The 13,536-nt window shown below is 38.7% G+C and carries 11 protein-coding genes; all 11 read right to left on the reverse strand.

All coding sequences use genetic code 11. From position 1 onward, the window contains the following. Nucleotide 1: 1 nt before the first annotated feature. Nucleotides 2–2,482: a leucine--tRNA ligase gene (gene leuS / locus KJS36_RS00335; RefSeq protein WP_213533135.1), complete on the reverse strand. Its 2,481-nt coding sequence runs from the start codon at nucleotides 2,480–2,482 to the stop codon at nucleotides 2–4. Between the two features lie 39 nt (nucleotides 2,483–2,521). Continuing rightward, nucleotides 2,522–3,202 carry a helix-turn-helix domain-containing protein gene (locus tag KJS36_RS00340; protein WP_213533137.1) on the reverse strand — a complete coding sequence of 227 codons (681 nt, stop codon included), beginning with the start codon at nucleotides 3,200–3,202 and terminating at the stop codon, nucleotides 2,522–2,524. 66 nt (nucleotides 3,203–3,268) lie between these two features. Continuing rightward, nucleotides 3,269–4,243, reverse strand: a complete 975-nt coding sequence (locus KJS36_RS00345) for a ribose-phosphate diphosphokinase (RefSeq protein ID WP_213533139.1) — start codon at nucleotides 4,241–4,243, stop codon at nucleotides 3,269–3,271. A gap of 138 nt (nucleotides 4,244–4,381) precedes the next feature. Continuing rightward, on the reverse strand, nucleotides 4,382–5,683 hold the full coding sequence (gene ftsY / locus KJS36_RS00350) for a signal recognition particle-docking protein FtsY (protein WP_213533141.1): 1,302 nt from the start codon (nucleotides 5,681–5,683) through the stop codon (nucleotides 4,382–4,384). A gap of 24 nt (nucleotides 5,684–5,707) precedes the next feature. Then, a complete protein-coding gene (locus KJS36_RS00355; protein WP_213533143.1) occupies nucleotides 5,708–6,310 on the reverse strand; it encodes a VC0807 family protein in 603 nt (200 codons plus the stop codon). Nucleotides 6,311–6,400: 90 nt separating this feature from the next. Continuing rightward, the gene (locus KJS36_RS00360) at nucleotides 6,401–7,210 is read right to left on the reverse strand and encodes a Cof-type HAD-IIB family hydrolase (RefSeq protein WP_213533145.1); all 810 of its coding nucleotides are present in this window, start codon (nucleotides 7,208–7,210) and stop codon (nucleotides 6,401–6,403) included. A gap of 85 nt (nucleotides 7,211–7,295) precedes the next feature. Next, nucleotides 7,296–8,060 carry a YibE/F family protein gene (locus KJS36_RS00365; RefSeq protein WP_213533147.1) on the reverse strand — a complete coding sequence of 255 codons (765 nt, stop codon included), beginning with the start codon at nucleotides 8,058–8,060 and terminating at the stop codon, nucleotides 7,296–7,298. Continuing rightward, nucleotides 8,057–9,157 (reverse strand): YibE/F family protein, encoded by a 1,101-nt coding sequence (locus KJS36_RS00370; protein WP_213533149.1) that lies wholly within the window; start codon nucleotides 9,155–9,157, stop codon nucleotides 8,057–8,059. The genes KJS36_RS00365 and KJS36_RS00370 overlap by 4 nt, the downstream gene beginning before the upstream one ends. 4 nt (nucleotides 9,158–9,161) lie before the next feature. Beyond that, the gene (locus tag KJS36_RS00375; RefSeq protein ID WP_213533151.1) at nucleotides 9,162–10,712 is read right to left on the reverse strand and encodes a glycosyltransferase family protein; all 1,551 of its coding nucleotides are present in this window, start codon (nucleotides 10,710–10,712) and stop codon (nucleotides 9,162–9,164) included. Next, nucleotides 10,684–11,088, reverse strand: a complete 405-nt coding sequence (locus KJS36_RS00380; protein WP_213533153.1) for an EbsA family protein — start codon at nucleotides 11,086–11,088, stop codon at nucleotides 10,684–10,686. The genes KJS36_RS00375 and KJS36_RS00380 overlap by 29 nt, the downstream gene beginning before the upstream one ends. Nucleotides 11,089–11,176: 88 nt before the next feature. Beyond that, nucleotides 11,177–13,330 carry an LTA synthase family protein gene (locus KJS36_RS00385; protein WP_244842497.1) on the reverse strand — a complete coding sequence of 718 codons (2,154 nt, stop codon included), beginning with the start codon at nucleotides 13,328–13,330 and terminating at the stop codon, nucleotides 11,177–11,179. Nucleotides 13,331–13,536 lie beyond the last annotated feature (206 nt).

The following is a 13,536-nucleotide window of genomic DNA, read 5'->3' on the forward strand; positions in this document are numbered from 1 at the left end:
CTTATTTCACTACAATATTGACCAATTTATTTGGTACAGCAATCACTTTGACAATATTTCCCTCAACTGTCACCGCTTTTTGTCCAATAGCAGCCAGTTCTTCACGTGGCAAATCCTTGGCAACGGTGATTTTTGCTTTGAGTTTTCCATTTACCTGAACAACTATTTCGATTTCATCTTCAATCAACTTACTTTCGTCCCATTCAGGCCAAGCAACATGAGAAATTCCTGCTTCATTGCCTAAAGTCTGCCAAAGTTCTTCAGCGATGTGTGGCGCAAATGGTGCTAAAAGCTGTACAAAACCTTTCGCATAGTCAACTGGCAAATTTTTTGCCTTATTGGCACTGTTAACAAAAATCATCAGCTGAGAAATCGCCGTGTTAAAGAGCATATCATCTAAGCGCTCTGTCACATTTTTCACGGTTTCATTGTAAACTTTATCAAGCGTTCCATCATTTTCATTAGAAATCTTGTCAGAATCAATCAAACGAACAACTCTATCAAGGAATTTCCGTGCGCCCTCAAGTCCCTCTTCAGACCAAGCAATACTGGCATCAAGTGGTCCCATGAACATCTCGTAAACCCGCAAGGTATCTGCACCGTAGCGCTCAACGACATCATCAGGATTAACAACATTTTTCAATGATTTCGACATTTTAGCCGGTGCTTGTTCAAGTTCTTCGCCTGTTTCAATATTAAAAAATCCGCCATCACGTTTTTCAACTTTATCTGTCGCCACAAGTACACCGCGGCTATCGCGATAACTTGTCCCCAAAATCATTCCCTGATTAAAGAGTTTTTGGAAAGGTTCTTTCGTTGGCACAACGTCCAAATCATACAGCACCTTGTGCCAGAAACGCGCGTAAAGCAAGTGAAGCACAGCGTGTTCTGCCCCACCGACATAAATATCAACTGGCAACCATTGTTTGAGTAATTCTGGATCGGCAAGCGCTTTGTCATTGTGCGGATCAATATAACGCAGATAATACCATGAACTCCCTGCCCATTGTGGCATTGTATTGGTCTCACGACGTCCTTTGATACCGTCAGCACGCGTAACTGTGAGCCAATCTGTCAGATTAGCCAATGGACTTTCGCCTGTGCCAGACGGTTTAATATCCTTTGTTTTTGGCAAAATAAGTGGCAAATCTTCTTCTGGAATAGCTGTGGACGTGCCATCTTCCCAATGAATAATTGGAATCGGTTCACCCCAATAACGTTGACGGCTAAAGAGCCAATCGCGGAGTTTATAAGTAATTTTTTTCTTACCAACCTGATGTTCTTCGAGCCAAGCAAGAATTTTTTCAATCGCTTCAGCTTTGTCCAGATCATTCAAAAATTCAGAATTGATGTGCAAACCATCTTCGGTGTAAGCTTCTGCTTCGACATTGCCACCGTCTAATACAGGAATAATTTCCAGCCCAAAGACTTTAGCAAATTCCCAGTCACGTGTATCGTGCGCTGGAACTGCCATGATTGCTCCGTGTCCGTAGCTTGCAAGCACATAGTCCGCAATCCAAATCGGAATTTCCTTGCCATTGACAGGATTGACTGCATAAGCACCTGTGAAAACACCTGTTTTTTCTTTGGCAAGGTCGGTGCGAGCAAGGTCAGATTTCAAGCTGGCTTGACGTTTATAATTAGCGACAGCTTGCGCTTGTTCTGATGTTGTGATAGTATCAACCAAATCATGCTCAGGCGCAAGGACAGCATAAGTCGCACCAAAAAGTGTATCAGGACGTGTCGTAAAGACAGTAAAATCTTTGTCTGTATTGGCAATTTTGAACGTGACATCTGCACCGACAGACTTTCCAATCCAGTTACGTTGCATTTCTTTGATGGATTCTGACCAATCCAAATCATCGAGGTCACTCAATAAACGCTCAGCATAAGCTGTGATTTTCAAAATCCACTGGCGCATGGGTTTACGGACAACAGGGAAACCACCACGTTCGCTCGTGCCATCTGGCAGAACTTCTTCGTTGGCAATCGTTGTGCCGAGTTCTTCTACCCAGTTGACAGGCACTTGTGCTTCATAGGCAAGTCCTTTTTCATAAAGTTTCGTGAAAATCCACTGTGTCCATTTGTAATAACTTGGGTCTGTGGTGTTGACTTCGCGTTCCCAGTCATAACTAAATCCGAGGCTGTTAATCTGACGTTTAAAATTGGCGATATTTTCAGCGGTAAAATCTGCTGGGTCATGTCCAGTATTCATCGCATATTGCTCAGCAGGCAAGCCAAAAGCGTCCCAGCCCATTGGATGGAGGACATTGTATCCTTGCGCACGTTTGAAACGGCTGAGAATATCTGTTGCTGTGTAACCTTCGGGGTGTCCAACGTGAAGTCCAGCGCCAGAAGGATATGGGAACATATCCAGCGCATAAAACTTAGGCTTTGTCTTATCTGTTCCTGTGCGAAAAGTATGATTTTCTGCCCAGTATTTTTGCCATTTGGCTTCAATTTCTTTGTGATTGTATTCCATTTTTGACTTCCTAATTATTTTCTAATATTATAGCATTTTTCAGAGCAAATTGTAAGCGAGTATCAGATCGCTTCCTATAAGTTGCAAACTGTATTTTTGCTCATATTTCTTGATTTTGTTTAGAAGGGTATTGCGATGAACGTAGAGAATTTTTGCGGCTTGCGCTTGATTCCCATTCGTCTGATAGAGCGCTCGGACAAGTTCGATATTCTCTGAGTCTGCAAGAAGTGCGCTGCGGATTTTTTGCAGGATTGTACTTTCATTTTTTTCAAGAGATTGAGCGATGATAAATTCGCTGAAAGTCTGTTTTTTACTGAAAGCTTTTCGTTCTTCTTGGTACATCTTGTTCAACTCTGATTTTTCTACAAAAAATCCTATGTAGGCGGAAATTTCCTGTGCCATATCTTGCGACAAGGTTTGAAGGACGTCAAAAAGTTCTGATTTTGTCAGATTATCACCTGAAAAACGTTCAACGACATATTTTTCTTCTTTGTTGGCAGTTACAAAATCTGGTAAGAGTAATTCTAATGTATTTCTTAGTTCTGGGAAATTAGAATTTTCAAATTGTAAAATTCGATAGCTACCTGCAGGAAGTGCGCTAAAATTATCATGATTTTCAGCACTTAATAATTTTTTTAATCGTTTTTCACGTTCAGTAAGTTCTGAAATTGCTACATTTTCGTAGAGTTTACGAATTTTTTCTAGTTTTTCTGTTTCCATTTTTTAAAAAAGCGACCGCTGGCCGCTTGATAATCAGCATTTTGTATGAACTAAAGCTGATAGGGATTAGATATTTTCAGCAGGACGACGAAGCTCGTAAAGTGGTGACAATGGTCGCTTTTCGTGGATGCGGATAATGGCATCAGCAAGGAGTGAAGCAATCGAGAGTTGCACGATTTTATCACTTTGACGCTCTTTAGGAATTTGGATGGTATCCAACACAACGAGTTTTGTGATTGCTGAGGCATTTATTCTGTCAATCGCTGGGCCTGAAAGCACTGCGTGAGTACATGAAGCATAAACTTCTGTTGCTCCGAGTTCTTTCAAAGCATTTGCCGCAAGAGTAATCGTTCCTGCAGTGTCAATCATATCATCAATCAGGATACATTTTTTCCCTTTGACATCGCCGATAATATTCATGATTTCTGCGACATTGGCACGTGGACGACGTTTATCAATAATCGCAAGTGGCGTTTTGAGAAAAGCTGCTAATTTTCTAGCACGTCCAACGCCGCCGTGATCAGGTGAAACAACAACGACATCATCGCTTGCTGATACAAAGTGGCGCTTGAAGTAGTCAGCAATCAGTGGTGAGCCCATCAAATGGTCCACTGGGATATTGAAAAATCCTTGAATTTGTGGCGCATGAAGGTCAAAGGTAATCAGACGGTCAGCTCCAGCAATTTGAAGCATATTTGCCACGAGTTTTGATGTGATAGGTTCGCGCGCGCGGGCTTTGCGGTCCTGACGTGCATAACCGTAATAAGGCATGACAATATTGATTGAGGCAGCACTAGCACGGCGCAAGGTATCCATCATAATCAGGAGTTCCATGAGATTTTCATTGACAGGGGCGCTTGTAGATTGCAAGATGAAAATATGCTCTCCACGGACACTTTCGTCAATGTGAATTTCAGTTTCTCCGTCAGAGTAGGTGGTGATGGTCGCTTTTCCAAGCTCTATTCCGATTTCTTTGGCGACTTTTTTTGCCAAATCTTGGTTGGAAGAGAGTGCAAACAGTTTCAAATTTGAGTACGACATGAGAACCTTTCTATAAGTCCAAAAACATTCTTGATAGTTTTATTTTACCTTGATTTTGTTGTTTTTTCAAGTGTGGATAAATTATTCAGCTGATTTTTCTAAAAAAATGTTTTTGACAGTTCTGTCAAAAACATTTTATCACAGTAATTCTTTGAAAAGTCCGCGTACAAAAAATTCTTCGTCAAAATCTTGTAAATCATCAACTTGCTCGCCAAGTCCGATGAGTTTGACGGGGATTTTTAGGCTTTGAACAATCGAGAGGACAATCCCACCTTTTGCTGAACCATCAAGTTTTGTGAGAGCAATTCCGGTAATCGGTGTGACCTGACTAAATTCTTTGGCTTGTTGAATCGCATTTTGCCCTGTTGTTGCATCAACGGCGAGGATTGTTTCATGTGGTGCTTCTGGCAATTCACGTTTGATGATTTTGCCGATTTTTTCTAGTTCTTTCATCAGATTATCTTTATTTTGCAGGCGTCCCGCGGTATCAATCAGCAAAATGTCCACATTTTCAGCTTTCGCTTTTTGCATCGCATCAAAAACGACACTCGCTGGATCTGAGCCGGCAGCTTTTGTCACGACTGGCACATTCGCACGTTTTCCCCATTCGACGAGCTGGTCAATCGCGCCCGCACGGAAAGTATCGGCTGCCGCGAGCAGCACTTTTTTGCCCTCTTTTTGATAACGGGCGGCAAGTTTGCCAATCGTTGTCGTCTTGCCAACACCATTGACACCGACAAAGAGAAAGACACTCAAACCTGCTTGAACATTGAGTTCTGAGGGTAATTTATCCTCGTCAAACTTATCGACGATTTTTTCGACAATCAGCTGGCGCAGGGCATCTTGCGATTTCGCATTGGCAAGTTTGGCTTCTTGGCGCAATTCTTGTGAAATCGTCATCGCCAAATCAGCGCCGACATCCGACATAATCAGCGTATCTTCGAGGTCTTCAAAAAATTCTTCGTCAACTGTGCGAAAATTTGCCAAAAATTCATTGAATCGCATTCCAAATGTTTTGCGCGTTTTTTCAAGTGATTTTTCGTATTTTTGCTCTACATTCGTTTCTGATTCAGGCGCATTTTCATTGCTCGAAAGGTCATTTTCTGCTGATAAATTTTTTGACAGTCCTGTCAAAGCTTCTGAACTAGAATTTTCCTGTAAAATTGCTTCTGTCTGCTCATTTTCTTTTTTTGACAGTCCTGTCAAATTTTCCTGAACAGAATTTTCTTGCAAATCTTCACTTTCAGCTTCTTGCGCAGCTACTGCTTGTTCTGTCAAATTTTCTGAGACAGTGATTTCTTCTGACGGCACATTTTCATTATTTTTGACAGCTTCGTCAGCACTATTTTCAGTTTCTGACAGTTCGGTCAAAACTTTTTCTTCTTCTGTTTCAACTTTTTCTTGCTTTTTATTACCAAATAATCGGTCAAATAGTCCCATTTTTAATCTCCTATTTATTTTTTTCTAATCTTCTATAACTAATCGCTTCTGTATCAAATAAATCCCAGCAATCAACAAAATAATTGCCAAAATATCAACACCTTTAGAAATCACCACAAACTCCGTCGTTGACAAAATCAAGGCAAGCACAATCGTCAACGTCGAATGAAGAGCGAAAATAAGCCCCGTATAAAGCGTCAAAAACATGAAAAGTAGCCGCATTTCTTCAGGATTTTCATTTGAAATTTCCTGCGCAATCGCTTTTGTCTTACTCAAAATCCCTAACAATGGACGATTGATTGCCAATGAAAAAAGCAATACAATCCCAATCGTTCCAGTCAAAATCGGGTGCCAAAGTTTGAACGCCATATCATTTCCATGTGACAAATAAACCGCCAAAATCGAAATTAGAAAGCCACAAATTGCCACCATTCCAATCGGATTAATCTTGCGCCGTTTTAAGCCACTGTAAAGAGTCAAAATCACTGGAAATGCAGACGCCACACCCAAAGCAAGCGTATCTGAAAAGTCCATCATTTTCAATGCCAAATAAGCAAAAACAGGCAAAATAATCGCAAAAATAAAACTCAAAATAGCTGATTTCACTTGATTTTTCTCTGAATTCATCTTCATTTCCTATCAATTATTTTTTGACAAAGCTGTCAAAAATAGTTTAACACATTTTTCAACAAAAAAACTCCACCAAAAGTTGTAAAATCAGAGTACATAACGTTTGATGACATCTGCTACAGCAAATTCTTCATTTGTCAACTCCGAAACAATCCGCGCCGCTTCTTTCACAGCTGGCACCGCATTTCCCATCGCCACACCATAGCCAGCCCAAGAAATCATACTCAAATCATTTTCCTCATCGCCCATCGCCATTACATTTTCGGGCTTCAAGTCCAAAAGTTTAATCAGCTGTGACAAGCCAAAAGCCTTATTTATCCCCTTTGGCATAAATTCCACCAAACGTGCTTGTGATTTAAAAATACTATATTTCTCAAAATACTCAGCTGGAATTTTCGGAATTTGCGTATCCAAAAAGTCCCCATCAGTACAAGAAACAATCTTGTTAATTACCAAATCCTCTGGCAAATCTACCAATTCTTTCTTCCGAAAAGTCAACAGCTTATTCAACTGCGGATAGAGCGATTCCCGCGCACTTTTTGTCATATAAACATACTGCTCACTCAAAATATCACAAGGCATACCGAGCGCCATCGTCATCTCTTTCAAATCCTGTGCTTCCGCCATTGAAAATGGTTTTTTCGACATAATCTCACCCGTATTTCGCTGCACCAATCCACCATTAAAGGTAATCGAAAAATCATCAAATCCAGTCATATCAAGCGTTTTTAAAAAATGTTCAATCGCCACCAGAGGACGCCCCGTCGTAATCACAACGTGTATTCCCTTTGCACGCGCTGCCTGTATTGCATCAATATTTTCCTGTGGAATCTCTTTTTCAGAGTTCAGCACTGTCCCATCCAAATCAAGGGCAATCAATTTAATTTCAGAATTCATGATTTAATTATACCACAAGTCATTGAGCAGCAACACTATCCATCGTATTTTCTGCCAACCTGCAAAAAAGCCGACTTTCGTCTGCTTATTTTTCCTTTTCATCCTTATTTTCAAAATTTTGGGCAACAAAATGTCCCGCCAACCAGATTGAAAAAAGAATTCCCAGCATTCCCAGCAACATCGTAGCAACATCTGCCATCAAAAGTTTTGAGTTCAATATTTCAGCAAGACTATAATCCAAGCGTACAAACCACAAAATCAATCCAATAGATGAACCAAGCATACCAAAAAAGAGCGTATTTACAGCTGTTCCCAAGATTTGCTGAGAAATAATCTCACGTTGTTTACGAAATTGCAGCAAAGTCATCGCTTCATCCTGCTCAATCACTTCCGACAAACTCGCAGCGATTGCCATAGCTGATTCCGCAACCGCACCAAGCATCGAAATAACCATCACAGCAATCGCCACATTAGAAAAATTCAGTCCCACAGAAAGTGAAAGATTTTCCAATTCATCCACATCTTCCGCCGCAAATCCTTGAAATTGCCCAATCACCTGCACCAAAACCACCAAAATCAAGAGAGAAAACACAACAATCAAACTCGTTTTAAAAGCAATAGCCGTGATTTCCCCCTCATCTGAAGACATAAAAATCGCCAGCGCCAAGATAATCACTGATAAAATCATCAACACCAAAATCGCATTAAATCCCCAAGCAATCAACGTTATCAGCGCAAAAATCGCAATAAAATTCAGTCCTAAACCAATCAAATTACGCAAACCTTCGCCACGCGCCACCAAAAGCATAAGCACAACGAGAATAATCAACAAAATCAATAAAGCATTCATGATTTGACCTCCTCTTGATGATGATTAACCAGCACCAAACTCGTCACAAAAGCTGTCACAGGAACCGCAAGAACAATTCCAATCGCTGAAATAACCGTCTGCAAAAGCCCCAGATTGAGCCCAACCGTCGCAATATAGCCCCAAGTATTGCCATTTCTCAAAAGTAACAAAGTCATCGGAAAAGCCTCAGCCATAAAAATCATAAACAAAACATTTGTCAAAGTACCAATGATTTCCTGCCCAATCGAAATACCAGATAAGACATAGTTTCTATAAGACATTTCAAAATGGTTCAGTTGATTTTGTCGATAAAGTCCAAAAAGTCCCGCAACAATATCGCCCGTTCCATCCATAATCGCACCAAGGACAGAAACCATCGCACCAACAAAGAAAAATTGTGAAGGATTTTGTGTCACATAATTCAAATATTCAAAATGCACGCCCGCATTTCCCGTAAAATGAAGCACAACAAAAGTCACGACAAAAGTTATTGCCGTAGTCAACACAGTTGTCAAAAAAGTAAACAGCATCTGCCGTGTTCGCCCCAGCACAAACAACAACGAACTTCCTGCAAAAATCACCGAAAGTAGCGCAAAAAGTGCAATAACAGGCGGATTGAACTGAACATTAAAAGCAATCACAATCACAAAATAAATCAGATTAAGTAAAAGCGAAAGAAGCAATAAAAGACTCGCTCGCAAACGAATAAAACTCAGCAAAAATCCAATAAAAAGTGTAAATAAACTAAGAATAAGCGCATCTCGCTTTAAAGTCTGAATTTGCCAATTTCCACTTGTTTTTTGCAAAATGATCTGCTCATTTTTCCGATAAAGTTGTCCCGTTGTTTGTGATTGAACTACCGAGTTTTCCAACGTCACTCTTTCATTATTACGATTAAGAAGTTTCACAGTCAATTTCTGAGTAATTTGACGATCTTCATTTTTAAAATTATCCGTCACATCTTCTTTGGAAATGGTTCTGACCGCAATGATTTTTCCAACTGGTAAATGATACAAAAAAGCGTCATTATTCACAAGAATAAAGACAAATAATGCCGCCAAAATAGGAAAAATAATTTTTTTCAACATTTTTTTCATAGTATCATACACTTTTATCTTTCAGCGTTCTAAAAGCTCCAAGACTTGCCAGAGCAATCATCAATGGTGCAAAATTATACAGATAACGTGAATTTGCCTCCCAAAGAATTAAAAATAAAGTTAAACCAAGCATTGCCAAAGCTGGAATAAACCAAGGATTTCCCCAATTTTTCTTACGTAGACTTTGGAAAATCTCGCGCCACATAAAAATAACAAGAACTATCCAATAAAGTGTTTCAGCCACTTTGAGCATGAACCAACCTGTGATATTTCCCTCATATCGATGTGAACCCATATCTAAATAATCAAAATAACGATTAACCAAAGGATTTTCATGATGATAAGTATAAAAACTACTATTCAAATCACCAAAAGTCCATGTATAAGCCAGTTTACGACCTATTTGGACTAGAACCCCCACAAGTCCCATTTTCTTTAAATTATTCAAAAATAATGTTTTATCAGCCTTATTTTTTGCTGCATAAGTAGGGAATGAAGCCGAATACTTCCTGATTTTCACATCAAATCCACCTGTTTTATTTTCTGGCGCCCAAGACATCGCAATCCAGTGCATCAGCGGTAAATTATGCGCATTATTAGCCTTTTGAGAAAAAGCTGGTTCACTTGTTACTGTTGTTTTTACTACTTCATGTCCAGCAAGAAAAAGGACTGCAAAGAGCGGAACAATCAACAACACTTGTTTCCATTTTCGATTGATACAGAGAAAAAACAATACAGAAATCAAGATAATTGCCACCGTCGGCTTAAATTCATAACCAATCACGATAAAAAGACATGATAGAAAATACCAGAAAACACGTTTTTGCCAATTTTCAGCTTTTAGAGCATAAATCGCAAATAAAAGTCCAAAAATAACAAAAGGTAAAGTCATCGTATCTGTATAAAGTTGCGCTCCATAAAAATAAAAAGGAATAAAACCAACAGCTGCTGCATTATAAAGCAAAGCAATCTTCCTACTTGCCATTTTTTTCGTAATGAGCGAACCACCAAGAACACTTGCACTTGTAAAAAATGATGATACAGCCGTCATAACCCATATTTTTAGCTGAATATTGCCTGCAAAAGGAGCAAAAAACTGATTAAACAAAATTCCAAAGAACTGGTTGTTTGAATAACGTAAGAAATATCCTAAACGTGAAACCGTCATCGGCAAATGACTAAAAGATCTACCACGAAGTAGCGTCGTACTATCAAAAATAACAAAGAAATCCCAATTATGCGCACTATCTGGTACATGAATAATAAAGAAGAAAGGAAGCAAGAACATCACAGCAGCTAAAATCCAAAAACTCCAGCGATAAAAATGTTTCACCCTATCTACCGTAAATAGCGAAAGTCTTTGTATCAGTCGAAAAAGCAGGGTAAAATAAAGCAGACTGACTATAAAAATCAGATTTCCCAAGAAAAGTCCTACGATATGGTCTGTATTCCAATTATCAGTCAACACAATCGCGATTATATTTGATAATAGCCAAAGAACGGCAAAAATTGCCGTCCATTTTTTATTAGGCTTTAACTTGCGCCATTTCTTCATGTTTATTCTCCTCAAGTCCTGCCAGAATTGCTTTTGATTTACCAAAAGTAATAAACTGATAACGTTTCCCAGCATAACTAAATTCTAAACCTAAGACAGTTTTGCGCACAGCAGTCACATATTTCAAGTCAAAATCACGCATTTTCAATCTTGGAAAAGTGGGAAAATTTAAATGTCCATCACTTACAAAAAAGCGATGAGGCCAGATGAGAACCACAACAGTCACATAAACAATGAATGTCAACAAGGTTAAAAACCAGTTGCCATGTTTATTTAACTCATAAAAAATGATTCGTTCAAAAGAAAATACTATTACACACCAAATCCAGGCTATTTTATAACCATTTGAAAAGGGGAGAAAAAATCCTGATTTCATTTGTTTCCTCGTTTATTTGTTTTTTTATCCGAAAATTCTCGCTTGCCATTTGTTAATGACTGACAAGCGTTCATTTTCTGTTTAAATGCTATCTGTCGTCAAGAATAGATTTTAGTTTATCTTGTCCTTTAGCGATTTCAGGGATATCTTTTGTATAATCACTCAGCGTTGATTTACCATCATTTTGTGACAATAAACTTGTCGATTTCGCTGCTAACTCTTTGTTTTCTGTTGCCAAACGTTTTTCAGTTGGCTTCACAGAATAGTTGTAGTTTTTGGCATTGATTGGTGTAAATCCTACTGGTGTATAGAAACGCAAGAGATTTTGATTATTGAGCTTATCAGACATTGAAAGCATTGTTGAAACTTTATCCCCAATTTCTTTGACATAAGCTTTTTGCTCTGTTGTCAGCTCTTGAATTGGCTGTCCTGTTTGCGTATTATAATAATTTTTCGCATTGAGGCTGGTCAATGTTATGCTTGGCGTTACAAAGCCTCCATTTCGTAGAGCAACGAAGTTTTGTCTGCCACTTGCAAACATATCTTGTCCAAACTGGATATATTTTTGCGTATTGATACCAAGTAAATGTTCCAATGTTGGCATAACATCAATCTCACCTGTATAAGTATTGCTAATATGCCCATTTTTTATATCTGGGTCAACAATCATGAATGGTGTACGTTGAAGCATTGTATCATCAAAATCATTGAAATTTTTTGCATCAATCCCAATATAGGGCGCATAATATTTCAAATCTGAACCAGAAATACCATAGTGGTCACCATAAAGAACGATAATTGATTTATTGTACAGTCCTGACTGTTTCAAATAAGCGAAGAACTGTTGTACGGACTGGTCAAGATAATGAGCGGTCTCAAAATAACCATCTACGAGCTTATCTCCTGAGTCAACTGTTGCAAAGTTCGGGTCTTCATCTTCTTTATCCATTGTATAAGTCAAATGGTTGGTAACCGTCAGATATTTCACATAAAATGGCTGTTGTAGCTGTTCTAATTCTGGAACAGAGTCATGGAAGAGAAGCTTATCTTTAATTCCCCAAGGCGACATATTAGCCTGCGAATTATCATAGAAACTCTGGTCAAAGAAGTTTTGATAGCCCATCTGTTTGTAAGTATTCAGACGGTTATAGAAAGCACCGACATTACCATGGAAAACGGCTGAACTGTAACCTTCCGTTTGATTTAAAATAGCTGGCATGGCTTGGAAAGTCTGCGTTGAGCCAAGTTTTGCAAAGAGTGACCCTGCTGGCAAACCAAAAGTTGATGTTTCTAGCATATTTTCTGCATCTGACGTTTTTCCTTGTCCGACTTCATTGAAGAAATTGCTGAAAGCATAAGTTTGTTGCGAATGATAGAGCGAGTTTAGGAATGGTGTAACAACGTGTTCTTTGCCGTCCGTCCCTTTGATACTCAGGTCAATCAAATCTTGTTGGAAAGATTCCAAGTGAATTTCGATGACATTCTTATTTTTTGCTGTACCAAACATTTTGACATTTGGGGCAAGATAACGATTTTGTTCAATATACTTTTGAACTTCGGTCATTGTCTGTGGTTTCGCATCTTTACGTTGCTGATTGGCAAGTTCGGTATAATAAGTATCCGTCAGCATCCACGGTCCTAAGCCAAGATAGCGCACAACGTATGTTTTATTTGATTGCGCACGACGTAAGATAAGTTGATGTTTGAGAGAATCTCCCGCCCAGAAATTAAGCCCAAACCATGCTAATCCCAAAGAAAAGATAGTAAATGCTTTCACTTTTGGAATGGCACGCTGGTCAAGTTTTATCTTTTTGGTAATCATCAAAATAATGATAACAACGAGGTCAATCCAGTAAATCCAGTCCATCAGATGCAAAGGAATAGAACCAAAATCAAAACCATGCTGAAACATTCCTGCGCCACCAGTCATCGTATCAATAGTGATGAAATCAGTAAATTCGCGGTAATAAAGAATATTTAAATAGAGCAGAAAATTTGCCAAAATTGATAAAACGAGTGTCGCAAGATAGAACAAAGATGTTCTGCGGATAAAAAGAAGGATTGCAAAACAAGTGGCGGTAAAACCAATCGGATTGACAATCATCAATGTAATTTCTGCTGGTCCAGATGCTTGGAGATTGAAAACGCCAAAATAAGCAATCATCGTTTTGACCCAAACAAAGAAGACTAGAAATCCTAATAAGCCTATACGAGTGTTAAAGGCAGAAAGTAATTTTTTCAATGATAAACCTCAAATCAATACTTTTATAGAAAGTTGTGCTGTGTTTTGCATTTCTTTCATTTTTAAAACCTATACCAGATTTCTGATTTGCAAAAATCTTCTTTCTGATAATTTTTTTAATGAAAATTCCTATTAAAAAAAATAGTAACTTATTCAATAAATGTTCAGGTGCATTGGCTAAAAGCAAAGCACATATACACTACTAA

Origin of the sequence: Lactococcus nasutitermitis (assembly GCF_018403765.1) — a bacterium.
GTDB classification, from domain to species: Bacteria; Bacillota; Bacilli; order Lactobacillales; family Streptococcaceae; genus Lactococcus; species Lactococcus nasutitermitis.

What these genes read in the sequence shown, in the direction of transcription:
- leuS (WP_213533135.1), bottom strand. Translation starts at nt 2,482, where the DNA reads ATGGAATACAATCACAAAGAAATTGAAGCCAAATGGCAAAAATACTGG.
- KJS36_RS00340 (WP_213533137.1), bottom strand. Translation starts at nt 3,202, where the DNA reads ATGGAAACAGAAAAACTAGAAAAAATTCGTAAACTCTACGAAAATGTA.
- KJS36_RS00345 (WP_213533139.1), bottom strand. Translation starts at nt 4,243, where the DNA reads ATGTCGTACTCAAATTTGAAACTGTTTGCACTCTCTTCCAACCAAGAT.
- ftsY (WP_213533141.1), bottom strand. Translation starts at nt 5,683, where the DNA reads ATGGGACTATTTGACCGATTATTTGGTAATAAAAAGCAAGAAAAAGTT.
- KJS36_RS00355 (WP_213533143.1), bottom strand. Translation starts at nt 6,310, where the DNA reads ATGAATTCAGAGAAAAATCAAGTGAAATCAGCTATTTTGAGTTTTATT.
- KJS36_RS00360 (WP_213533145.1), bottom strand. Translation starts at nt 7,210, where the DNA reads ATGAATTCTGAAATTAAATTGATTGCCCTTGATTTGGATGGGACAGTG.
- KJS36_RS00365 (WP_213533147.1), bottom strand. Translation starts at nt 8,060, where the DNA reads ATGAATGCTTTATTGATTTTGTTGATTATTCTCGTTGTGCTTATGCTT.
- KJS36_RS00370 (WP_213533149.1), bottom strand. Translation starts at nt 9,157, where the DNA reads ATGAAAAAAATGTTGAAAAAAATTATTTTTCCTATTTTGGCGGCATTA.
- KJS36_RS00375 (WP_213533151.1), bottom strand. Translation starts at nt 10,712, where the DNA reads ATGAAGAAATGGCGCAAGTTAAAGCCTAATAAAAAATGGACGGCAATT.
- KJS36_RS00380 (WP_213533153.1), bottom strand. Translation starts at nt 11,088, where the DNA reads ATGAAATCAGGATTTTTTCTCCCCTTTTCAAATGGTTATAAAATAGCC.